This window comes from Aerococcus viridans (assembly GCF_002871935.1).
Taxonomy (GTDB): domain Bacteria; phylum Bacillota; class Bacilli; order Lactobacillales; family Aerococcaceae; genus Aerococcus; species Aerococcus viridans_B.
This window is the reverse complement of sequence record NZ_PNHQ01000002.1, coordinates 126,738-148,171: the sequence shown is the minus strand read 5'-3', so window position 1 is coordinate 148,171 and position 21,434 is coordinate 126,738. Positions and strand designations below refer to the sequence as shown.

General features: G+C 35.8%; 21 protein-coding genes. 15 read left to right on the top strand and 6 right to left on the bottom strand.

What is annotated here, in order from left to right; all coding sequences use genetic code 11:
• Window positions 1-202: 202 nt before the first annotated feature.
• From recD2 to CJ191_RS01595, 11 genes are all read left to right on the top strand, one after another.
• Entirely contained in the window at window positions 203-2,719 is a 2,517-nt protein-coding gene (gene recD2, locus CJ191_RS01645; RefSeq protein WP_102198783.1) for an SF1B family DNA helicase RecD2, read from the top strand.
• 303 nt (window positions 2,720-3,022) lie between these two features.
• Window positions 3,023-5,665 carry an alanine--tRNA ligase gene (alaS, locus tag CJ191_RS01640; protein WP_102198782.1) on the top strand — a complete coding sequence of 881 codons (2,643 nt, stop codon included), beginning with the start codon at window positions 3,023-3,025 and terminating at the stop codon, window positions 5,663-5,665.
• A gap of 64 nt (window positions 5,666-5,729) precedes the next feature.
• Window positions 5,730-5,993 (top strand): IreB family regulatory phosphoprotein, encoded by a 264-nt coding sequence (locus tag CJ191_RS01635; RefSeq protein ID WP_003140964.1) that lies wholly within the window; start codon window positions 5,730-5,732, stop codon window positions 5,991-5,993.
• Window positions 5,993-6,412: a Holliday junction resolvase RuvX gene (ruvX, locus tag CJ191_RS01630; protein WP_070467187.1), complete on the top strand. Its 420-nt coding sequence runs from the start codon at window positions 5,993-5,995 to the stop codon at window positions 6,410-6,412. The genes CJ191_RS01635 and ruvX overlap by 1 nt, the downstream gene beginning before the upstream one ends.
• A 47-nt stretch (window positions 6,413-6,459) precedes the next feature.
• On the top strand, window positions 6,460-6,762 hold the full coding sequence (locus CJ191_RS01625) for a DUF1292 domain-containing protein (protein WP_070467189.1): 303 nt from the start codon (window positions 6,460-6,462) through the stop codon (window positions 6,760-6,762).
• Window positions 6,763-6,954: 192 nt separating this feature from the next.
• The gene (gene mltG, locus CJ191_RS01620) at window positions 6,955-8,076 is read left to right on the top strand and encodes an endolytic transglycosylase MltG (protein ID WP_102198781.1); all 1,122 of its coding nucleotides are present in this window, start codon (window positions 6,955-6,957) and stop codon (window positions 8,074-8,076) included.
• Between the two features lie 114 nt (window positions 8,077-8,190).
• The gene (gene udk / locus CJ191_RS01615) at window positions 8,191-8,826 is read left to right on the top strand and encodes a uridine kinase (RefSeq protein ID WP_070467193.1); all 636 of its coding nucleotides are present in this window, start codon (window positions 8,191-8,193) and stop codon (window positions 8,824-8,826) included.
• 118 nt (window positions 8,827-8,944) lie between these two features.
• The gene (gene greA, locus CJ191_RS01610; protein ID WP_070467195.1) at window positions 8,945-9,424 is read left to right on the top strand and encodes a transcription elongation factor GreA; all 480 of its coding nucleotides are present in this window, start codon (window positions 8,945-8,947) and stop codon (window positions 9,422-9,424) included.
• A 182-nt stretch (window positions 9,425-9,606) separates the two neighbouring features.
• On the top strand, window positions 9,607-10,359 hold the full coding sequence (gene liaF, locus CJ191_RS01605; protein ID WP_102198780.1) for a cell wall-active antibiotics response protein LiaF: 753 nt from the start codon (window positions 9,607-9,609) through the stop codon (window positions 10,357-10,359).
• Window positions 10,356-11,417 carry a sensor histidine kinase gene (locus CJ191_RS01600; RefSeq protein WP_102198779.1) on the top strand — a complete coding sequence of 354 codons (1,062 nt, stop codon included), beginning with the start codon at window positions 10,356-10,358 and terminating at the stop codon, window positions 11,415-11,417. The genes liaF and CJ191_RS01600 overlap by 4 nt, the downstream gene beginning before the upstream one ends.
• Window positions 11,410-12,042 carry a response regulator gene (locus CJ191_RS01595; protein WP_070467201.1) on the top strand — a complete coding sequence of 211 codons (633 nt, stop codon included), beginning with the start codon at window positions 11,410-11,412 and terminating at the stop codon, window positions 12,040-12,042. The genes CJ191_RS01600 and CJ191_RS01595 overlap by 8 nt, the downstream gene beginning before the upstream one ends.
• A 58-nt stretch (window positions 12,043-12,100) precedes the next feature.
• Here CJ191_RS01595 and rnjA read toward each other — a convergent pair whose 3' ends face one another.
• On the bottom strand, window positions 12,101-13,774 hold the full coding sequence (gene rnjA / locus CJ191_RS01590; RefSeq protein ID WP_102198778.1) for a ribonuclease J1: 1,674 nt from the start codon (window positions 13,772-13,774) through the stop codon (window positions 12,101-12,103).
• Window positions 13,774-13,992, bottom strand: coding sequence for a DNA-directed RNA polymerase subunit epsilon (locus CJ191_RS01585; protein WP_070467776.1), 219 nt, complete (start codon window positions 13,990-13,992; stop codon window positions 13,774-13,776). Before CJ191_RS01585 ends, rnjA begins: the two co-directional genes overlap by 1 nt.
• Window positions 13,993-14,169: 177 nt before the next feature.
• Here CJ191_RS01585 and CJ191_RS01580 point away from each other — a divergent pair, with 177 nt between their 5' ends.
• Entirely contained in the window at window positions 14,170-15,156 is a 987-nt protein-coding gene (locus CJ191_RS01580) for an aromatic acid exporter family protein (RefSeq protein WP_070467777.1), read from the top strand.
• Window positions 15,157-15,242: 86 nt separating this feature from the next.
• Here CJ191_RS01580 and trhA read toward each other — a convergent pair whose 3' ends face one another.
• Complete coding sequence (trhA, locus tag CJ191_RS01575) at window positions 15,243-15,914, bottom strand: PAQR family membrane homeostasis protein TrhA (protein WP_070467778.1); 672 nt, start codon at window positions 15,912-15,914, stop codon at window positions 15,243-15,245.
• Window positions 15,915-16,062: 148 nt separating this feature from the next.
• Between trhA and CJ191_RS01570 the strand changes: the two genes are divergently transcribed.
• From CJ191_RS01570 to CJ191_RS01560, 3 genes are all read left to right on the top strand, one after another.
• The gene (locus CJ191_RS01570; protein ID WP_070467779.1) at window positions 16,063-17,349 is read left to right on the top strand and encodes a YcjF family protein; all 1,287 of its coding nucleotides are present in this window, start codon (window positions 16,063-16,065) and stop codon (window positions 17,347-17,349) included.
• Between the two features lie 96 nt (window positions 17,350-17,445).
• Window positions 17,446-18,021, top strand: coding sequence for a DUF1836 domain-containing protein (locus tag CJ191_RS01565; protein WP_102198777.1), 576 nt, complete (start codon window positions 17,446-17,448; stop codon window positions 18,019-18,021).
• A 23-nt stretch (window positions 18,022-18,044) separates the two neighbouring features.
• Window positions 18,045-18,920, top strand: a complete 876-nt coding sequence (locus CJ191_RS01560) for a DegV family protein (RefSeq protein ID WP_070467781.1) — start codon at window positions 18,045-18,047, stop codon at window positions 18,918-18,920.
• Between the two features lie 89 nt (window positions 18,921-19,009).
• Here CJ191_RS01560 and CJ191_RS01555 read toward each other — a convergent pair whose 3' ends face one another.
• The 3 genes from CJ191_RS01555 to CJ191_RS01545 all read right to left on the bottom strand — a co-directional run bounded on the left by CJ191_RS01555 (window position 19,010) and on the right by CJ191_RS01545 (window position 21,425).
• Window positions 19,010-20,602, bottom strand: coding sequence for an ABC1 kinase family protein (locus CJ191_RS01555; protein ID WP_070467782.1), 1,593 nt, complete (start codon window positions 20,600-20,602; stop codon window positions 19,010-19,012).
• A gap of 117 nt (window positions 20,603-20,719) precedes the next feature.
• Window positions 20,720-21,043: a hypothetical protein gene (locus CJ191_RS01550; protein ID WP_070467783.1), complete on the bottom strand. Its 324-nt coding sequence runs from the start codon at window positions 21,041-21,043 to the stop codon at window positions 20,720-20,722.
• A gap of 85 nt (window positions 21,044-21,128) precedes the next feature.
• The gene (locus CJ191_RS01545) at window positions 21,129-21,425 is read right to left on the bottom strand and encodes a HesB/YadR/YfhF family protein (protein WP_070467784.1); all 297 of its coding nucleotides are present in this window, start codon (window positions 21,423-21,425) and stop codon (window positions 21,129-21,131) included.
• Window positions 21,426-21,434: the final 9 nt, after the last annotated feature.

The following is a 21,434-nucleotide window of genomic DNA, read 5'->3' as shown; positions in this document are numbered from 1 at the left end:
GTAGAGTCTGCTTACGCAAAATATTGAACCGCCGTGTACGGAACCGTACGCACGGTGGTGTGAGAGGTCGGAATCGAAAGATTCCTCCTACTCGATTTTAGAAATGATTAGCTAACAAAGATATAAAGGGACAAATCTCTCATCCCTAGCTTGCTTGATATGCTATAATTATAAGGATTATGATGAGGAGGGAGTAGCTAACATGGGACAAAATCAAAATAATATATCAAGCGAAGATTATGTCATAGGTGAAGTAAAAGCAACCTTCTTTTTTAATGAGCGCAATTTTTATCGGGTAATGTCAGTTGCAATTGATGAGACAAATACAATGTATTCAGAAAAAGAAATTGTGATGACTGGTAATTTTCCATCTATTCAAGATGGCACTACATATCATTTTAATGGGAAGTTAGTAGACCATGCAAAATATGGTGTTCAATTTCAAGTGACCTCCTATGAAGCGCAAAAAATTACCTCTAAAGAGGGTTTAGTGCGCTTCTTATCATCGGAACAATTTCCTGGTATAGGAGATACACTAGCTAGTCGTATTGTGGACACTTTTGGCGACAAGACGATAGATATCATTCTAAATGATCCTGATGCCTTAAAAGTAGTGAAGGGTCTTTCCAAAAAAACGCGAACCATTTTATATGAAAGAATGGTGGAACAAAGAGGAAATGAGCAAGTTTTTGTAAAACTAGCTGAAATGGGTTTTTCTTCAAGACTAGCAGGACAAATTTATGGTCTTTACCATAATGAAGCAGTTGAAATTATAGAAGAAAATCCTTATATATTGATTGATGATATTCGTGGATTTGGTTTCCAAAAAGCTGATCAAATTGCCTTAAATATTGGATTTCCCTTAGATTCTCCAGTTCGGATTGCAGGTGGCATAATGTTTGTGTTGAACTTGGCTACCTTTGAGTCAGGTAATACTTTTGTGATGGAGAAGCCACTTATTGAAAAAACACAAGAAGTATTGATGCATGGACAGTCTCAATTTATTGATGCTAAATTAATTGAAAATACGATTTCTGACATGAACGAGACAGGTAAGTTAATACTATCTGAAGAGGGGCGGGTTGCTTTACCTTCCCTGTATTTTGCAGAAGTTGGTATTGCGAAAATGATGGATCAAATGCAACAACCACAATACCAACCCCAATATCCTGGTGTTGATTTAGATGAAGAGATTCAACAATTAGAAAAAGATCTTGGTATTTCCTATGGACAAGCACAAAAAAAGGCAATAAAAGAAGCTTTAACGTCTAAAATGTTCATCTTAACGGGTGGGCCTGGAACGGGTAAGACAACGGTATTGAATGGTATCGTACAGTTATATGCCCGTCTAAATAGTATTTCATTAAATGTAGAAGAATATGATCCCGGTGCTTTTCCAATTTCATTAGCCGCACCAACGGGACGTGCAGCTAAACGGATGACTGAAATGATAGGTATACCAGCTTCTACTATTCACCGTTTACTCGGTTTAACAGGTGAAGAAGATGACCGAGAAGATAGTGAAGAGGTGGGTATTCAGTTAGAGACAGACTTGCTGATTATTGATGAAATGTCTATGGTGGATACCTGGTTGGCCTTTAAGTTACTTTCATGTGTACCATCATTTATGCAAGTCATTTTTGTTGGGGACAAAGATCAATTAGCCTCAGTTGGGCCTGGTCAGGTTCTTGCCGACTTACTTTCTTCTCAAACGGTTAAAACGCGTGAATTAGATGAAATTTACCGCCAGAAAAATCAGTCAACTATTGTGCAATTAGCGCATCAGATTAAGCAAGGTATTGTGCCTAAAGATTTGATGATGAACCAAAGAGATCGGTCGTTTTTCAAAGTACAAGCGAGCCAAATTGCCGATCTAGTAGCCGTTGTAGCAAAAAGGGCGATTGAGAAAGGGTATCCAAAACGCGATGTCCAAGTTCTAGCGCCTCTTTATAAAGGACAAGCAGGCATTAATCATATTAATGAGCGACTTCAGGCCGTATTAAACCCCAATGAAGATGGTAAACGGCGTGAATTAGTATACTTTGAGCAAATTTTTAGAGTTGGCGATAAGGTCTTGCAGTTAAAGAATCAAGCCGAGAAGAACGTTTTTAACGGTGACTTAGGCGAGATTGTGGCAATCTTTTTTGCGAAAGAAACAACTAATAAAGTTGACCAGATTGTGGTACAATTTGACGAAGTTGAAGTGACTTATGAACGAAATGATTTTAATGAAATCACTTTAGCTTACTGTACTTCTATTCATAAATCACAAGGTTCAGAATTTCCAATTGTGATTGTGCCGTTAGTGCCACAGCATCATCGCATGCTGAAACGAAATCTGTTATATACAGGGATTACTCGTGCTAAACAATCCCTAATTATGTGTGGAGATCCTCAAGCTTTTCAAACAGCGATTCAAAATGTGGATGCAAGTCGCCAAACACAATTAAAAGACTTTTTAATGGAAGCCGTAGATATTGATGAGCGAACCGCCACTGCAATTCAAAGCGAAATAGCTGAAGAAGCGGAAACGGCAAGTCAGCTAGTGAATAACGAAATGGATAGTACAAATTGTGAACATGATGATGCATTAAGCGAGAAAAATATGGATGAAGAGATATTCAATCATCAAGATTTTCATCTAACTGTCGATCTTATTCTTAGTCATTCTATTGATCCTATGATTGGAATGGATGGGATAAGACCTGAAGATTTTTAGTAGAATCGATAAGGTGAAAACTTGACAAAAAGGGCATTCTGTCAGTATAATTTGGAAGGTAAAAAGACTTTAAAAGTCAACAAGTAGAAAGAACCATATTTTATGAAATTTAGCGAGGATGAATAGGTGCAAGCATCCACCCGTAAAATGCTCTCTTTCTAAAAAATTAGTCGAAAGACTACGCGCTAGCGTTATCCAGCAATTAGAGAGGTAATGTAAACATAGCATTGCAAATGAGGTGGTACCGCGCGAAGTCGTCCTCAGTTTGCAATACTATGTTTTTTTATTTTGAGGAGGAGAATTATGAAACAATTAACATCAGCAGAAATTAGACAAATGTGGCTAGATTTCTGGAAATCTAAAGGTCATAGTGTAGAGCCTAGTGCTTCATTAGTCCCAGTACAAGACCCATCTTTACTTTGGATTAACTCAGGAGTTGCTACCTTAAAGAAATATTTTGATGGTTCTGTTGTACCAGAAAATCCGCGAATCACAAACTCGCAAAAATCAATTCGTACGAATGATATAGAAAATGTAGGGGTTACTGCACGCCATCATACTTTATTTGAAATGTTAGGAAACTTTTCGATTGGTGATTACTTTAAAGAAGAAGTTATTCCATGGGCTTGGGAGTTTTTAACTGACGAAAAATGGTTAGCTCTAGAACCTGAAAAGCTTTATATGACTTATTATCCAGAAGATACTGAAACAGTAGAATTATGGCGTCAAGCGACTGACTTATCTGATGATCATTTTGTCCCAGTTGAAGATAATTTTTGGGATTTGGGTGTTGGACCATGTGGCCCTGATACTGAAATTTTTTATGACCGTGGTGAAAAATACCAAGATCTAGAAGATTCTGATCCGGAAATGTACCCAGGTGGGGAAAATGAACGTTATTTAGAAATCTGGAATATTGTATTTTCACAATTTAACCATATGCCTAATGGGGAGTATGTGCCACTAAAACAGAAAAATATTGATACGGGTATGGGATTGGAACGTATGACTTCTGTTATACAAGATGCACCAACTAACTTTGAAACAGATCTATTCTTACCAATTATTAAAAAAATTGAAACGCTGGGAGCAAGTGTAAAGTATGGTGAAAAAGCTGAAACTGACGTATCGTTTAAAGTGATTGCTGACCATGTACGTGCAGTTACTTTTGCAATCAGTGACCGTGCGTTACCCTCAAATGAGGGCCGCGGTTATATCTTACGTCGCCTGATTCGTCGTGCAATTATGCATGGCCGTCGTTTAGGCATTAAAGATAAATTCTTAGTGAAATTAGTACCTGTTGTAGCTGACATTATGGCTGACTTCTATCCCGAAGTAAAAGATGACCAAGATTTTATTCAAGATGTCATTGATACAGAAGAAAATCGTTTCAATGAGACAATTAATGAAGGGGAAGCCATTATTCAAGAAGTAATTTCTTCACTTGAGGCTGCACATAATAAAATGATGTCTGGTGCCCAAGCCTTTAAATTATATGATACATACGGATTCCCATTAGAATTAACCCAAGAGTACTTGGAAGAAGTGGGTATTGATGTTGATTTATCTGGATTTGAAGAAGCGATGAAGGCACAAAGAGAACGTGCACGTGCTGCTCGTAAGGATTCAGCAGGGATGGGCGTACAATCTGAAGTGTTGAGTGATATTGATGTAGTATCTACATATGTTGGCTATGACCAATTGACAGTAGAGACACGGGTAAATACGATTGTGTCTGGTGATGCTATAGTTAGCTCTGCAGAAGCAGATGAAGAAATTTACCTAGTTGTAGAGCAAACGCCATTTTATGCCGAAATGGGTGGACAAGTTGCTGATACAGGAGATATATTAGATGAAAGTGGTCAACTAATTGGACAAGTGGTAAATGTTGTACGTGCACCAAATGGACAACATTTACATGAAGTAAAACTGGAAGCTGCAGTTGTGTTAGATCAAATAGTACAGTTAGTTGTGGATCGTCGTCGCCACCATTCAATTGAGAAAAATCATACAGCAACACATTTACTACATCAAGCATTGAAAGATGTTTTAGGCGATCATGCGAATCAGGCCGGTTCATTAGTTACTGCGGGTCACCTGCGTTTTGACTTTTCCCACTTTGGTCAAGTAACGGATAATGAATTAGCTGAAATGGAAGCTAAAGTAAACGAAGCAATTGCAGAAGCTTATCCAGTGGTGACAACAGTAACCTCTATTGAAGAAGCAAAAGCTGCAGGAGCACAAGCTTTATTTGGCGAAAAATATGGTAGTGAAGTGCGTATGGTCGATATTAACCATTGGTCTATCGAATTATGTGGGGGTACGCATGTAGCAAATACTGCTGAAATTGGTTTATTCAAGATTATCTCTGAATCTGGTATTGGTGCGGGTGTAAGACGTATTGAAGCTGTGACTTCTCTTGCGGCAATTCAAGAATATAAAAAACAAGAAAATATTTTGAAACAAATTGCAGAAAACTTAAAAGCTAAAAGCTTCTTGAATATTGTTGAACGGTTACAACAATTTAAAGAAGATCATAAAGAAACTTTACAACAATTAAGCGCGTTACGTGATAAAATGAATGCGCAAGCTGCGGTACAAATTTTTGACCATGTAGAAACTGCTGGTGCATACACTGTGATTGCTGAACATGTTCCTAATCGTTCAATGGAAGAGTTGCGTAAAATTGCTGATGAATGGAAACAAAAAGACAGTTCTGATATCCTTGTACTAGCAACTTCTCGTGATGATAAAGCGAATTTATTAGTTGCTGTTGGTCAAGATGCAGTTAAGTCTGGCATCAAAGCGGGTGACCTTGTTAAGCAAATCGCACCAAAAGTTGGTGGTGGCGGTGGTGGTCGACCAGATATGGCCCAAGCAGGTGGTAAAAATCCAGCTGGCATTAGAGAAGCACTTGCATTTGCGAAAGAAATTATTAGCAAATAATGACGAATTCTTGTTAAACTCTAGATAATTAGGTAAACTATAGATAATATTTGGAGGTGTTCTGATGAGTAATAAAGATGAAACAGTCCTATTCAACTTTGGAGAAAATAATGAAAAGGATGTCAAAGAGACATTAGAAATCGTTTATGACTCACTAAAAGAGAAAGGCTATAACCCAGTAAATCAAATCGTTGGTTATTTATTATCTGGTGATCCAGCTTATATCCCACGTCATAATGAAGCACGTAACATTATCCGTTATCATGATCGCGATGAAATTCTTGAAGAATTAATTGTGAATTATATGAAACAATCTGGTCGCGAATAATGCGTTATATGGGATTAGATGTGGGGTCTAAAACAGTCGGAGTGGCTGTTTCTGATCCGTTTGGTTGGACTGCTCAAGGAGTAGAGATTATTCCAATTGATGAAGAAATGGAACAATTCGGTTTGGAACGCCTTGGTGAGTTAGTGGCTGAGTATAAAGTAGAAGCATTCGTTCTTGGTTTACCCAAAAATATGAATAATACGATTGGTCCACGAGCCGAAGCATCACAAAGATACGGACAACTTATTTTAGATCAATTTGACATTCCTGTTTTCTACCAAGACGAACGGTTAACTACTGTTCAAGCAGAGCGGATGTTAATAGCAAACGACGTTAGCCGTAAGAAGCGAAAAAAAGTGATTGATAAATTAGCAGCCGTATTAATCTTACAGAACTATTTAGATACCCACCCATCATAATAGGGTTTAATCTATATTTACCCAATATACAAAAAGGAGAATTTTAAATGACTGAACATCACGAACATGACCATGAAGGTCACGACCACATTACAATCATTGACGAGGAAGGTAACGAACAACTATTCGAAATATTATTTACATTCGATTCAGAAGATTTCGGTAAATCGTACGTTATTCTTTACCCAGCAGGCGTATCTGATGAAGAAGGAGTAGAGTTACAAGCCTTCTCATATGAAGAAAGCGAAGATGGCTTTGAAGGTCAATTGAATCCTATTGAGACTGAAGAAGAATGGGATATGGTAGAAGAAGTATTAGCGACTTTTATCGAAGATGAAGACATGCAATAGGATTAAGTAGCTATTAGAACATATGAAGGATTTGGGACTATTTGGTCCCAAGTCCTTTTATCTTTTAGAATGTTATTTGAGTAATTATTACAGCTATTTTACGTTTATTTGTATTTATCTAACATTTATATAGAAAAATTACACATTCATGTATAATAGGAGTAATGATTTTACAAGAAGAGGAGTCGCTATATGTCTAAGAAAGCACGCGAAGATTTTTACAAAAAACAGAAAGATCTTGATCGTAAAGCAGCATCTACTGCTTCAAAAATAGCTAAGTGGTTTTTGATTATTTCTGCAACCTTAATTATTGTTGTTGGTTTATTTTTATCGTTTATGATCTTTACAGGAGGTATTGGTAGCTCTGGCGAAACTGTCGAAGTGAACATTCCAGAAGGGTCAACAACAGCTGATATTGCAAGCATTTTAGATGACGAAGGTATTATTTTTAACGACTTCCTTTTTACAACATACTTACGGTTCTTTGGTAATGATGCTATTGAAGCTGGAACATATACTTTACATAAGAATATAGGATATACAGATGCTAATAATGAATTACAACAAGGAGCTACAGCTCAAGTAGCGTCTATTGCTATTCCTGAAGGTTCATCGCTAGAAAGCATTTCACAAATTATTGCTGATGCGCTAGCTATAGATCAAGAAGATGCGTTAGCACAAATGACAGATGATGCGTTATTTGAAGAATTATTAGCTAAATATCCTGAATTACTGACTGATGTATCAAAAAATGATGATGTACGTTATAAGCTAGAAGGTTATTTATATCCAGCGACATATCAATTATCATCTACTGTAACAGTAGGAGATATTGTGACGATGATGGTTGATGAAATGGAAAATGTTCGTCAAACACATACAGCTGAGATTGAAGCTTCTGGATTCACTTTCCATGAATTCCTAACTTTGGCTTCATTAGTTGAGGCAGAGGCGCCCTCATTAGAAGACCGTGAAATGATTGCAGGTGTATTCATGAATCGTTTAGAAATTGATATGCCAATTCAATCAGATATATCGGTCTTATATGCAAATAATACACATTCTGCATATGTTACCAATGAGGATGCAGCTGTAGATTCACCATATAACTTGTATATCAATACAGGTTTTGGTCCAGGTCCGTTTAATAACCCTGGTATTGAAGCCATTGAAGCCTCCATGAATCCAACTGAGTCTGATTATCTGTTCTTTGTAGCTGACCTGAAAACAGGTAAAGTATACTATTCGGAAACTTATGAGGAGCATGATGCGTTAGTTGAACAATATGTTACTGAAGAAAACGCTAACTTATAATTTACAGTAAAAAATAAAAATAGCTTGAATTTACTTGCAATTGAGAACATTTTTCTCTATATTTAATAGCAGTGAATTCGAGCTTATTTTTAATATCAGGAAGGTGTGTTTTGAATGCGTAAGCCAATCATCATCGGTGTAACAGGTGGTACAGGTTCAGGGAAGACAACTGTAACCCGTAAAATTATTGAAGAATTTGGCGATGTCAGTTTAGCTTATATCCCACAAGATGCTTACTATAAGGATCAAAGTCATTTAACAATGGATGAACGTGCGTTAACTAACTACGACCACCCACTAGCATTTGACAATGATTTATTAAGTGATCATATTCGACAATTATTAGATGGAGAATCTGTTCAAATGCCGGTTTATGATTTCACTCAACATAATCGTGCAGAAGAAACGATTCGTTTAGAACCCAAAGAAGTGATTATTATTGAAGGTATTTTAATCTTCTTTGATAAAGAACTGAGGGATTTAATGGATATTAAAGTCTTTGTAGATACTGATGATGATATCCGTATTATCCGGCGTATTAAGCGTGATATGGCTGAGCGTGGACGTTCATTAGACTCGATTATTGATATGTATACGTCGGTTGTAAAACCCATGCATGAGCAATTTATCGAACCAACGAAAAAATTTGCAGATATCATTATTCCAGAAGGTGGCTCCAATAATGTTGCGATTGATTTGATGACAACTAAAATTCGCTCAATCATTCCAGATGACTTAAAAACAGATTAATTAAAATATTATTAGAGATTATCAAATTAAGTGTATTGCAAAATATCTAGTTCCATGATATTGTGGGTCTATTCACTTTTGATAAGTTGAAATTACTATTGTTGTTAGGAGTAGAAGTATGGCAGAAGAAGTATATCCAATGACCCAAGAAGGTCTTGAGAAAATTCAACAAGATTTAGACGAGTTAAAAATTGTAAAACGTAAAGAAATCGTAGAACGAATTAAAATCGCACGTTCATATGGAGATTTATCAGAAAACTCTGAATATGAAGCGGCTAAAGATGAACAGGCCTTTGTTGAGGGTCAAATTCAGAAATTAGAGAAAATGGTTCGTTACGCAAAAATTATTGATCCAAATGAAATCGATGAAGGTATTGTTTCGCTCGGACGTAAAGTAACTTTTATTGAGTTACCTGATGGTGATGAAGAAGTTTACTCTATCGTTGGTCGTGCAGAAGCAGATCCATTAGATGGTAAGATTTCTAATGAATCACCGATTGCACAAGCATTGATTGGTAAAAGTGTAAACGATGAAGTGACAATTGACACACCAGGTGGCGACATGGTAGTAAAAATTATTAGTGTCGATGCAATCTAATTTAAGTAAATTTTAAGACATATCTCTATCACACATGTGGTGGAGGTATGTCTTTTTTACAAACTATTATGATAAGTTTAAGGCTTAGGTCTAATGTAAAAAGATTATCTATCTCATAAAATGGTCATATGTAGTAAAATGTAAAATGGTATGATTAAAATATGAAGAGGATGGAGGGCAATATGAGGAATCTATGGATGATATTAGCTTGTTTTGCCGGATTAATTGTTTTTACAGGTTTATTGATTAAACCAGAAAATGTGATTTCTATTGTGGTCGGCTGTGGCTTATTGGCTATCAGTAACCATATAAAAATGCAAATAAATGAAGAAAAGCAGCATCAAAGTTGGTTGAATTTATTACTAGTTGCTATAGGGTGCTTCCTCATTTTTATTGGAATAGTGACCTTACCTTATATTTCAGGCATTTTATTAACCATGATCGTTGTTGGTTTGGTCTACTATGGCATTACTAGAGATCAATCTGATAATGAGAAATATGATTTAACTTTACGTCAAACGAAGATTGTGGAAATGGAAGATAATAAGTTTAATAAGAAAGAAACTTTTTTAGTATTTGATCAATTATTTAATCATGCGCCGTATCAAGAAGAAATATATACTTGGAAAAATATTGAGCTGTATCATTTGTATGCAAATACCTTTATTGATTTTGGATCAACTATTGTCCCTCTTGGTACAAATGTGGTGGTAATTAATCAATTAATTGGTCATACGAAACTGGTTGTGCCTGAAGGTATTGGCTTTGAATTACATGCTAATGGCTTTCGTACGGAAGTGAACTGGAATGGTAAGAAAATACCATTAAATAATGAGCGAAAAATTTTTATGAGTAATGATTATCAACAAAGCAATCGAAAGATTTATTTACAAGTTTCTCAAGGATGGGGAGCGGTTGAGGTGGTCTTTTTATGAGAGGACGTCGCCTGTTAACTATCTTTCTAGTTATTTGGTTATCACTATTAACTTTGTCAATTGGCGCATATATCTTAATGATACTTGCACCAAATATGATGTACGTTAAAACATCCTATCTTGGTGTTGCACGTTTAACTTTACCTTTTATCTATTTGTTAATGATCAATATGGGCATCTCCTTACTGGCAACTTTTATTTTGTATTTCTTCTTATATAAGGATGAGCAGCGATTAACTGCAAAATTAACCGCTTTGACTACTCGGAAATATGATTCACCTGTTTTTCAAGGTGAAGTGACTGGTACATATACGAATGATCAACTGGAAGGTCAAATTGAGCAGTTAAGAGTGATGTTGCAGAATATGGAAATGGCCTTACAAGCGAAGACAGTAGCTGGCGAAGCAAATTCTGAGATGAATCGAAATGAAATAGTCAAAGAGGAACGACAACGAATCGCTAGGGAATTACATGATTCAGTTAGTCAGCAATTATTCGCTATGACAATGCTTCTATCTGCGATTCAAGAACAAGCAGATAATATAGATCCCGTAAATCAACAACTTATTGGTAAAGTGGCTGATATGGTTGATCAAGCACAGGCTGAGATGCGGTCATTACTCCTCCATCTACGCCCAATTTCACTAACCAATCAAACTTTAGCAGAAGGGATTAAACAGCTCTTTAGAGAATTAGAAACAAAAGTAAAAATCAATTTCGAAGCAACGGTGACTGATGTTCAGTTGCTACCGGAAGTAGAGAACCACTTATTTCGGATTGTACAAGAATTATTGTCTAATAGCCTAAGACACGCAAAAGCGCAAATTATAGAGTGCCATTTATATGAGAAAGATCGGAATATTTACCTAAGGTTTTCGGATGATGGTGTGGGTTTTGATACGGATAAAGAATTAGCACAAAGTGGCGGGTATGGTTTGAAAAATATCCAAGAGCGTGTTGGACAATTAGGTGGCAGTGCGAATATTATATCTTTTGAAAATCAGGGGACCTTAGTACAAATTGTTATACCAAGAAAAATGGAGGGTATGTATGATTAGTGTATTACTAGTAGATGATCATGAAATGGTCAGATTAGGCGTTTCAACCTATCTATCTACTCAAGCAGATATAGACATAGTGGGGGAAGCAAGAGATGGATTAGAAGGCAAAAAATTAGCTTTAAGCTTACGTCCAGATATTATTTTAATGGATTTAGTGATGGATAATATGGATGGTATACAAGCGACACAAGACATTTTAGCCGAGTGGCCAGAAGCAAATATTTTAATTGTTACTTCTTTTATTGATGATGAAAAAGTATATCCAGCAATGCAGGCTGGTGCAAAAGGGTATATACTAAAAACATCTTCAGCTAGCGAAATTGCTTCAGCTATTCGGCGAACATTCGCCGGTGAATCAGTCATTGCCCCCACCGTAAATGAAAAACTCATTGCTCATGAGGTAGAATCTAACCGCCATTATCTTCATGACGATTTAACGTCACGTGAGCAAGAGGTTCTGCAGTTGATTGCTGCTGGTAAATCAAACCAGGAAATTGCTGACGAGTTATACATTACTTTGAAGACTGTAAAAACACATGTATCCAATATACTATCAAAATTAGGTGTAGAGGATCGCACACAAGCGACTATTTATGCTTTTCAACATCAGCTTGTAAAATAAAGAAAACCTGCGATATAAGCTTAATAAGCTCGATATCGCAGGTTTTTCAATTCTATCATTATACAGGCATAACGACAGCCATAATCATTGGATTACGTTTAGTGCGTTTATATAAGAATGGTTGTAGGGCGTTTTGCATTGCATCACGTAATATTTTTTCGTTCACTTTCTTACCAGAATTAAGGTGGCCGATAACTGTGGTTCGGATAACTTTTTGCGCATCTTGAATCAAACCAACTGATTCACGCATGTAAATGAAACCACGAGAAACAATATCAGGACCAGCGAGTAATTCATTCTTGCTAAAGTCAACAGATACAACAGCCAATACTAAACCATCTTCAGAAAGATTGTGTCGGTCACGTAAAACAATATTGCCGATATCTCCAATGCCTTTACCGTCAACATAAACAGCTTCACCTGGGAAACTACCTGCGCGACGAGCTGAGTCTTGCGTTAAAGCTAAGACTTCACCATTCTGCATAATAAATATATTTTCACGTGGAATTCCGACTAATTCAGCTTGTTCGGCTTGAATACTTAACATACGGTACTCTCCATGAACAGGCATAAAATATTTCGGCTTCATCAACGATAACATGAGTTTTTGTTCTTGTTGACCCCCGTGTCCAGAAGTATGGACATTGTTTACTTTGCCATGTATAACTTCCGCTCCTGCAGCCAATAATTGGTTGATAACATGGTTTACAGATAAAGTATTACCTGGAATAGGGCTAGATGAGAAGATCACAGTATCGTCTGGTTGAATAGAAATTTGTCGGTGGGTACCGTTAGCAATTCGAGAAAGAGCAGCCATTGGTTCACCTTGAGAACCAGTACACATAATTAAAATTTCGTTTGCTGGGTATTGGTTGATTTCGTTACTTTGAATAAAAGCATCCTCACCAACATTAAAGTAGCCAAGTTCGATAGCATTACGAATGGCGGCTTCCATAGATCGACCAAATACGGCTATTTTTCTACCTTGAGCAACCGCAACATCAATAGCTTGCGATAGACGTGAAATATTTGAAGCGAATGATGCAAAGATTATTCGACCTTCGATGTTGGACATGATATCTGCTAATGATTCACCAACAGCACGTTCTGATTGGGTAAAGCCTGGAATTTCAGCATTTGTGGAGTCACCAAGTAATAATAGGACACCTTCTTCACCAATTTTAGCCATTTTATGGATATCAGCTGGTTCATCAACTGGCGTGAAATCGAATTTATAATCACCAGTAAACACAACATTACCTGGTGGGGTCTTTACCACGATGCCCATTGCGTCTGGAATAGAGTGGGTAGTGCGATAAAAAGAAACGGATGTTTTTCTAAACTTGATAACAGAGTCTTCATCAATAATATGCAATTCTGCATCTCGTAATAAACCGTGTTCTTCTAGTTTATTCTTAATCAATGCCATGGCTAATTTTCCTGCATAGATTGGAATATTGATTTGTTTTAGTAAGAAAGGAATACCACCAATATGATCTTCGTGACCATGGGTAATGAATAAACCTTTAACTTTTTGTTTGTTTTGAATGAGGTATTGATAATTGGCAATAACATAGTCAATACCTAACAAATCGTCTTCTGGGAATTTAACTCCAGCGTCTAATAATAATATTTCATCTTGAAATTGGACCCCATAAGAGTTTTTACCGATTTCGTCTAATCCCCCGAAAGCGAAAACGCCAACTTCATTATTTTTTATATCAACTTTCATTAATTAGAAAGCTCCACAACTTTAAAGTCTGGATTTTGTTGTTCGTATTCTAAATGCGCACCTTCAAGTGGTTGAATAAACTCGACTAGATAGGGGGTTTCATTCTCTAGATAGGCACGAACTTCACGTTTAGTTTCAGCTTGGATATACATAGTGTGTGTTGACTCACGACGTGGTACTTCAGTCAATGAGTCTTGATAAGTAACTTTAAAAATCATTTTTTGCTCCTTTTATAAATTTATTAAAAATGTGATCTTACTCGCTGACACTATTCTACCATATTTCATTATCTTTGCGCACTTTTTTGGAAATTTGGTAGTGTGCTACGTTTTTTACAAAATGAATTTCAGAATATATGCTAAAATATGCATGAGTATAGTTAAAGGAGCGATCGAATGCCTATAGCAATTAAAAGTGCAAAATATGCAGTGGCCACATTTATTGCGATTTTTTTAGCGCAATGGCTAGGGTTAGATTATGCGGTATCTGCTGGTGTTATTGCGATTCTTTCATTAGCAGAAACCAGCAAGAAAACTGTTCAATACATTGAAAACTTGACCCTTACTATGATTTTAAGTTTGCTGATTGCCACTATATTATTTAACATTTTTGGATATGAAATCTGGGTATTCTCACTTTATTTACTGATAACCTATCCTATTTCAGTCTATCTTAAAAGTGATAATGCGATTGCACCCTGTGCAGTCTTTATCTCACACTTATTATTAGAACAAGCTTCTGATTTTAATTGGTGGATCAATGAGATGCTGCTATTAGTTATAGGTGTAGGGATTGCTGTAATAGTCAATTTGTACCAAACATCTGAAAGTGGTCAGATGAATAAGGTAAAGGTGGAAATTGAAGCGGAAATGCAAACCATTTTAAACCAATTAGCTGATAAAATGGATACGTCTCATCATCAAAACTATCTATTATATGAGCATATTGATCAAGCTTATGAATTAGCTAAACATGGCGAATACCTAGCTATGAAAGAGGCAGAAAATAATATTAGCGGTGAAAGTCAAATTTATTATCAAAATTATTTTTCTATGCGTAGTTCACAACTAATTATTCTTTATGATATTAATAATTCCCTAGATAATATTTTTGAATCAACAGAGCAAACATATGATTTGAGTGATTTTTTCAGACATGTTAGTCAAGAATTATCTGAAATGAATACGGCGGCTAAACTTAGAAATGAATTAGCACAATTAAAGACGCGCTTTAGAATGCAACCGCTCCCCCAAAGTAGAAATGAGTTTGAAACCCGTTCAATGCTTTTTGATATTTTATTAGACTGTGAAAAATTTTTGAATTTAAAATATGAATTTTATAAAAGTAGTCAGCGATTAAAGTATCTGCAAAATAAGAAATAATTGAAGAACAGATGCATATAAGTAAATAAGGGGAGGTGACAAAGAAGTCACTTCCCCTTATTTACTTATATGAATTGTTATGTTTCTTACACGTACAATAGCACTGAGAAGTACATAGCAATACTACCACCAAGTACAAATAGATGCCAAATGACATGCCAGAATTTAAGATCATCATGTGCATAGAAAATAGTACCAACCGTATAGGTTACGCCGCCTGCAATTAACCAAGCAATACCGCCACTACCGATTGCTGATGCCATTTGTGGCATTGCAATTATGCCAAACCATCCCATTAATATGTATAGGAGGGTGGAGAATTTCTTCATTTTGTTTAGGAAAAGAATCTTACCCACAATGCCGAATATTGCAATAGACCATTGGGCGATAAAGATAAACCATCCAAACCTACCACCAATTGCGACAAGAGCAAATGGTGTATATGAACCAGCAATTAAAATAAAAATGGATGAGTGGTCGATAATTTTAAAAATACCTGCAGCTTTCGTAAAAGAGAAGCTATGATATAAAGTGGATGCTAAGTATAAAGCACACATTGAAAGGCCATATATAACGTATGAAAACACTTCAAGTGTATCTTCATTTTCAATCCCTTTTAGAATTAGGAAAACAGTGGCAACAATTGAAAGGACAAATCCAATACCATGGGTTACCGAATTTAAGACCTCATTCGTTATATAGTAAGCTTTTGTATAAGGTAATTTCATTTTTTCTCGACTACGTGAATTAGCAGACATTATTTTCCTCCTTAAGTAGGATGTGTTTTTAACATTTGTATTATAGCATATTCTATGAGGTAATTATTAAAAACTGATTCAATATCATACTATTTTAACTAATATCTGATAAAATTAAATATAAGAAATAATCGTTGAGGTGAACAAAATGGCTAGAAATATGGATTGGTCACTAGCAGATGAGTTAACTAAAAAAACACAAGATGAGCTTGAAAAAATTGAGAAGGTACACATTTTGGTTGTAGGAAAAACTGGAGTAGGAAAGTCTACACTCATTAATAGTATTTTCCGTGAAAAATTAGCTGAAACGGGTATTGGACAACCAGTAACAAAACATTTGCGTAAAATTGAAAAAGAAGGCGTTCCAATGGTACTATACGATACTAGAGGATTGGAATTAGATTCTGATACCCAAATGCAAGTCACTAGTGAAATTAATGACACCTTAGCTAAAATGTCAAAAAACCAAGAACAAATGCATGTAGTTTACTATTGTATAAATGCTAGCGCTTCACGTATTGAAGATATGGAGATACGACTGATAGAATATCTTGCAGGTAAAATGCCCGTCATACTGGTTTTGACTCAATCAATTGGTGAACAGGCTTTAAAGTTTGAACGATACCTAGTGAATAAAAATCTACCGGTACAATCGATTATTCGTTTGATGGCTATAGATTATAAAATTACTGATGATTATGCTATTCCCGCTTTCGGCCTTAAGGAATTAGTAGAAAGAACGTTCGGTTTATTGCCACATAACGTACACACAGCTTTTAATAATGCCCAACAAGTTGATATCGATAGAAAGGGTCGAGCAGCTAGACGTTGGGCGCGTAAATATATTGTCACAACATTTGGTGTCGGATTCACACCAATACCTTTCTCAGATGCCACTGTCCTAGTGCCAATGCAAATCGGTATGATGGCACATATTACAGCAATATTTGGTATCTCCATGGACCAATCAACAGCTCTAGGTATTTTAGGTGCTATTGGTGGTACAGGATCAGCAACTTATGTTGGACGGCTTATTGTCTCTAATGTCATAAAATTCATTCCAGGATTAGGATCAGTAGCAGGTGGTGTCATTTCTGGTACAACTGCTGCCATCGTTACAACTGCATTAGCAATGTCATATATTGAAGTATTAACCTTTATCGCTACAGCAGAAGCCAAAGGGAAAGAAGTGAATCCACGAACTGTGCGTAAGCTGATGAAAGAATTATATGGAGAAAGATTAAAACGAGGGAAAGAAGATCCGGATTTCCAAGCAGCTATGGAAGAGATGGAGACTAAGACAAATAATTATAACAAACAACGTCAAACGAATGAAATTCAAAGTAAATCGACAGATAATATTAAAGATACTAATAGTGGGCAACAAGCGCGAATGAATTGGTCAAAATGGACTTTAAGAAAGCGTAAGCGCTAGCTAAATACCTGTACTTTTCGGATTCAAAACTATTGTTCATAGTGATGATAACTTTATGGTATAATGTTCTTATAATGAAATAGTGGGTGAGTAAGAGTGGAGAAACAAATAGAATTTGAAAATTGGGTCAAAAGTTTAGATGATATTAAAATGCCGCGATGGGAAGAAATTACGGATATTCCTTTATATATGGACCAGCTCATTGCAGTTGTAACCCAGTATTTAGAACCATTCCAAATTTTTTCTTCAGATAAAAAGCCTGTGACATCTTCGATGGTCAATAACTATGTTAAACTAGGATTAATTCCTAAGCCAATTAAAAGACATTACAATAAACGTCACATTGCTTATTTAATTGTGATTACCTTGTTTAAGGAAGTTATTTCAATCCAAGACATTCGACGGGTGTTGATTTTTATAGCGCAATCTCAAGGTAATTCAAATGCTTATAACCAGTTTTGTGGATTATTGGAAACCACCATTAAACGACAAGCGCATGACTATTTAAATATAGCAATTAGCGACGATATCCAAACAGACTATTCAAAACCGAATTATTTTGATCAGTATATTATTTACTTGGCTTGTGAAACAGTAACTAATTTGTTATTTGCAAAAAAATTCATTTCTTTTGTAGAACAAGATATCACAGAAAAAGATATAGAAGCATAACGCTTAATGTTGGGGGAATCAATTTGGAAAAAATAGGTTTTATTGTGGACTCTGGTTCAGATGTTCCAAAAGAGTTTGTAGATAAATTTGAAATCGAAGTATTACCTTTAAATGTAGCCTTTAGCGAAGGTGAATATTTAGATGGAGTAACCATCCAACCTCAAGAAGTTTTCGAAAGAATGGCAAATGAAATTCCTAAAACTTCCTTACCAAGTGGTGAACTGATCGAAAAGGCATTTAAAAACTTAATTGCTAAGGGTTGTACGCATATTATTGCGGTAACGATTTCTTCAAATCTTTCAGGTACAAATAACTCTATTCGTTTAATTGCAGAAGATTTTCCTGAAGTAGAATGCTTTCTTTTAGATACTAAAAATATTGGTATTGGTTCAGGATTATTTATGATTGCTGCTACTAAGTATTTGGAAATGAAAAATGACTTTCAAATGATTACCAAAAAGCTACAGGACTCAGTTGAGAAGGGGCATGTATTTTTCCATATTCCAAACCTTAAATATTTGATTGCTGGTGGAAGAATTGGTCGTGTAACAGGCGCAGTAGGTACTTTGTTAAATATTCAACCTATTATTACTTGTGATGATGAAGGGATTTATACTACAATTGCTAAAATTCGCGCTTCAAAATCAAACAATGAAGGTAAAATTATGAAGAAAATGGTTGAACTTGCAAAAAGCGTTGTACCTGAAAATCAGGAGTTTATGATAGCTACTTGTGGTGGGAATCCATCTGCAAGAGTTACAGCAGCTAATTTGCTAGAAGGATTAAAAGAATCACTTCCTAATTTTTCAGAAGCATATGATGTACAGTTAAGCTCAGCCTTGGCAGTGCATACTGGTCCGGAATTAACTGGTTGTGCGATTCTGCCACTGTATAGCTAAAAAATAACAAGAAAGATCCGGAAGCATATCCGGATCTTTCTTGTTATCCTGTCTTTGATATTTTTGTAGTGAGTTATACATACTAATTGTTACTTCCGACGAGCTCTTAACATTGAGATGAGTAATATAAGACCAATCATACCAGTAATAATGAAAAAGAAAATACCTAATAATTCAGCATAGTAAGTTTGTGCTGAAGTAATGATTAAGGTCGAAGCTAAAATTAAGGCAGATAAGATAACGCCAAAAATAATCCTATTAATCATACTATTGATATCACGAATACGCTCATCTATATTCTCAAAAGTTAACCGGACATTCAACCGACCATTGTTAATATTATCCATTAAACTTTCTATTTTATTGGGCATCCGTCTAGTCGAATTTAGGGTCCTAAATACTTCTCTAGCAAGCGCATTAGGATCTAATATCTTTTCCCATGCTAGTGAGCTGCTAGACAAGAAAAATGACTGGAAAATTGCCATAAAATCTAAATGAGGATCTAAACTCTGAGCAACACCTTGTACCATTGCTATTGTCTTTTCTAATAGAATATATTCGGATGGAAAGGTAAGCCCGTGTTTATGACCAAATTTTAACAAGTCTTGGAATATATCATCGATTTCTAAGGCTTCCATTCCCGTAGTTAGATACCTATTGAATAAACTTTCTATATCACGATAGAGAACCACTTTGTCTACGGTTTTGTTTATTTTACAGATTTGTAAAAGCACATTGACTAGACCGTCGATATCTTTTTCAACTAAAGAAGTAAGGATTTGAATAAGTAATTGCTTTTGACCTGGAGAAATTCTTCCCATTGCACCAAAATCGATAAATACGATTTTTCCATCTCTAATCAAGATATTTCCAGCATGAGGATCAGCGTGGTAGAAACCATCATCAAAAACTTGATATAAGTAGGACAAGACAAATTTACTGGCTAAATCATTTAAATCATATCCTTCTTCCTTTAAAGCAAAATGACGACCAATTGAAACGCCCTCAACGTATTCTTGAACTAATATCTTTCGCGTAGATAAGTTCAAGTAAGGAATGGGGTTGATAATAGTTGTTCGTTGTTTATGATTCTCTGCAAATAGCAACATATTATGCGCCTCGTTTAGAAAATCCATTTCTTCTAAAATCTGGACTTTAATATCTTTCAATATTTCGACAGGATTGATAATAATATCCATAAATATTGAAGGAATAGCCTCAACGACGCGAATAAAAATATTTAAATCACGGATTAATTGGTCTTCTATTTCAGGACGTTGAACTTTGACAACTACTTGCTCACCAGTATGAAGTTGGGCCCGATGAACTTGAGCGATAGAAGCTGATGCTAAAGGTTGTTCATTGATTGAAGCAAAGTCAGACTCAATTGCGCTACCAACTGACTCAAAATATTCTTGTTGAATGATATCAAAGGGGATAGGTAAAGTATCCTCTTGTAATTTTTCTAATTCTATTAAATATTCTATAGGTAAAAGGTCGCTTCTAGTAGACAAAATTTGGCCAATTTTAATAAAACTTGGTCCTAATTCTTCAAAAGCTTGTCTTAAGGCTTTAGGTCGATCACTTTCCTCATTTTTTTTAAATCTATACCGTATCTCACCAAATCCATAAGCCCCTAGAATGGAAACAATCTCGCGAAAACGTTTACTATCAGTTTGCATTTAATCACCGTCAATCCAAGCGAATATCTATTGATAACTCTATTTTTATCTGTATTTATGGCAAGTGAGGCTGGGGCAAAATTGCCTCAGCCTCAAATTTTAACGATTGTATTAAAACTACTGATCCTCTTTTTCAGAACTATTACCATCTGTAGATTCTCGGTTAGCTTCTTTTAGAGCTTGCACTTCTTGGGTTAAATTTTCTACTTGACCTTGTAATGCTAAAATACGTTCAGACAAGGTTTTATCCAGCGCATCTGAGCTGGTAGTACTTTCTGTGTGCCCTTTGGCTACTCGTTGAATATCTTCACTTAATGATTTACCCTCAGCCACAGAAATTTGCCCTTTTTCAATTAAGCTTTTGATTAATTCATCCGCTTTTTCATAGGATAGTCTAGTGCCACCGATTGCTGCTAGAAATAAATTCTTAATTGGATTCATATAGCTTCACTCCTTTTTTTACTTAATATGATACCAAAAGTTACGCAGTGGTTGGTAACCACTTATATTGTATTAATAATTTAGACTATTGTTCAATAAACCGGTAAATAAAGTTCTCCTCTTCAGGGGAGAAATCAACTTCGAAATCATAGCCATGGAAGAACCACTCATCATTCTCTGTAATATAGTAATGGATACCGTCAATGGTTTCGTCTGCTAATAAAGCACCTTCAGGCGATTCAACAGTTAAGCCCACTGAAAACCCCTCGTGAACGGCTGTTTTACCATATACACGACTATGAAATCCAACTTCACTACCCGAGGACAATCCCATGTCGTTTTTAAAATATGTTTGTGCTGCTGGTGTTATCGTAAGTTTCATACTGTCACC

What these genes read in the sequence shown, in the direction of transcription:
- recD2 (WP_102198783.1), top strand. Translation starts at nt 203, where the DNA reads ATGGGACAAAATCAAAATAATATATCAAGCGAAGATTATGTCATAGGT.
- alaS (WP_102198782.1), top strand. Translation starts at nt 3,023, where the DNA reads ATGAAACAATTAACATCAGCAGAAATTAGACAAATGTGGCTAGATTTC.
- CJ191_RS01635 (WP_003140964.1), top strand. Translation starts at nt 5,730, where the DNA reads ATGAGTAATAAAGATGAAACAGTCCTATTCAACTTTGGAGAAAATAAT.
- ruvX (WP_070467187.1), top strand. Translation starts at nt 5,993, where the DNA reads ATGCGTTATATGGGATTAGATGTGGGGTCTAAAACAGTCGGAGTGGCT.
- CJ191_RS01625 (WP_070467189.1), top strand. Translation starts at nt 6,460, where the DNA reads ATGACTGAACATCACGAACATGACCATGAAGGTCACGACCACATTACA.
- mltG (WP_102198781.1), top strand. Translation starts at nt 6,955, where the DNA reads ATGTCTAAGAAAGCACGCGAAGATTTTTACAAAAAACAGAAAGATCTT.
- udk (WP_070467193.1), top strand. Translation starts at nt 8,191, where the DNA reads ATGCGTAAGCCAATCATCATCGGTGTAACAGGTGGTACAGGTTCAGGG.
- greA (WP_070467195.1), top strand. Translation starts at nt 8,945, where the DNA reads ATGGCAGAAGAAGTATATCCAATGACCCAAGAAGGTCTTGAGAAAATT.
- liaF (WP_102198780.1), top strand. Translation starts at nt 9,607, where the DNA reads ATGAGGAATCTATGGATGATATTAGCTTGTTTTGCCGGATTAATTGTT.
- CJ191_RS01600 (WP_102198779.1), top strand. Translation starts at nt 10,356, where the DNA reads ATGAGAGGACGTCGCCTGTTAACTATCTTTCTAGTTATTTGGTTATCA.
- CJ191_RS01595 (WP_070467201.1), top strand. Translation starts at nt 11,410, where the DNA reads ATGATTAGTGTATTACTAGTAGATGATCATGAAATGGTCAGATTAGGC.
- rnjA (WP_102198778.1), bottom strand. Translation starts at nt 13,774, where the DNA reads ATGAAAGTTGATATAAAAAATAATGAAGTTGGCGTTTTCGCTTTCGGG.
- CJ191_RS01585 (WP_070467776.1), bottom strand. Translation starts at nt 13,992, where the DNA reads ATGATTTTTAAAGTTACTTATCAAGACTCATTGACTGAAGTACCACGT.
- CJ191_RS01580 (WP_070467777.1), top strand. Translation starts at nt 14,170, where the DNA reads ATGCCTATAGCAATTAAAAGTGCAAAATATGCAGTGGCCACATTTATT.
- trhA (WP_070467778.1), bottom strand. Translation starts at nt 15,914, where the DNA reads ATGTCTGCTAATTCACGTAGTCGAGAAAAAATGAAATTACCTTATACA.
- CJ191_RS01570 (WP_070467779.1), top strand. Translation starts at nt 16,063, where the DNA reads ATGGCTAGAAATATGGATTGGTCACTAGCAGATGAGTTAACTAAAAAA.
- CJ191_RS01555 (WP_070467782.1), bottom strand. Translation starts at nt 20,602, where the DNA reads ATGCAAACTGATAGTAAACGTTTTCGCGAGATTGTTTCCATTCTAGGG.
- CJ191_RS01550 (WP_070467783.1), bottom strand. Translation starts at nt 21,043, where the DNA reads ATGAATCCAATTAAGAATTTATTTCTAGCAGCAATCGGTGGCACTAGA.
- CJ191_RS01545 (WP_070467784.1), bottom strand. Translation starts at nt 21,425, where the DNA reads ATGAAACTTACGATAACACCAGCAGCACAAACATATTTTAAAAACGAC.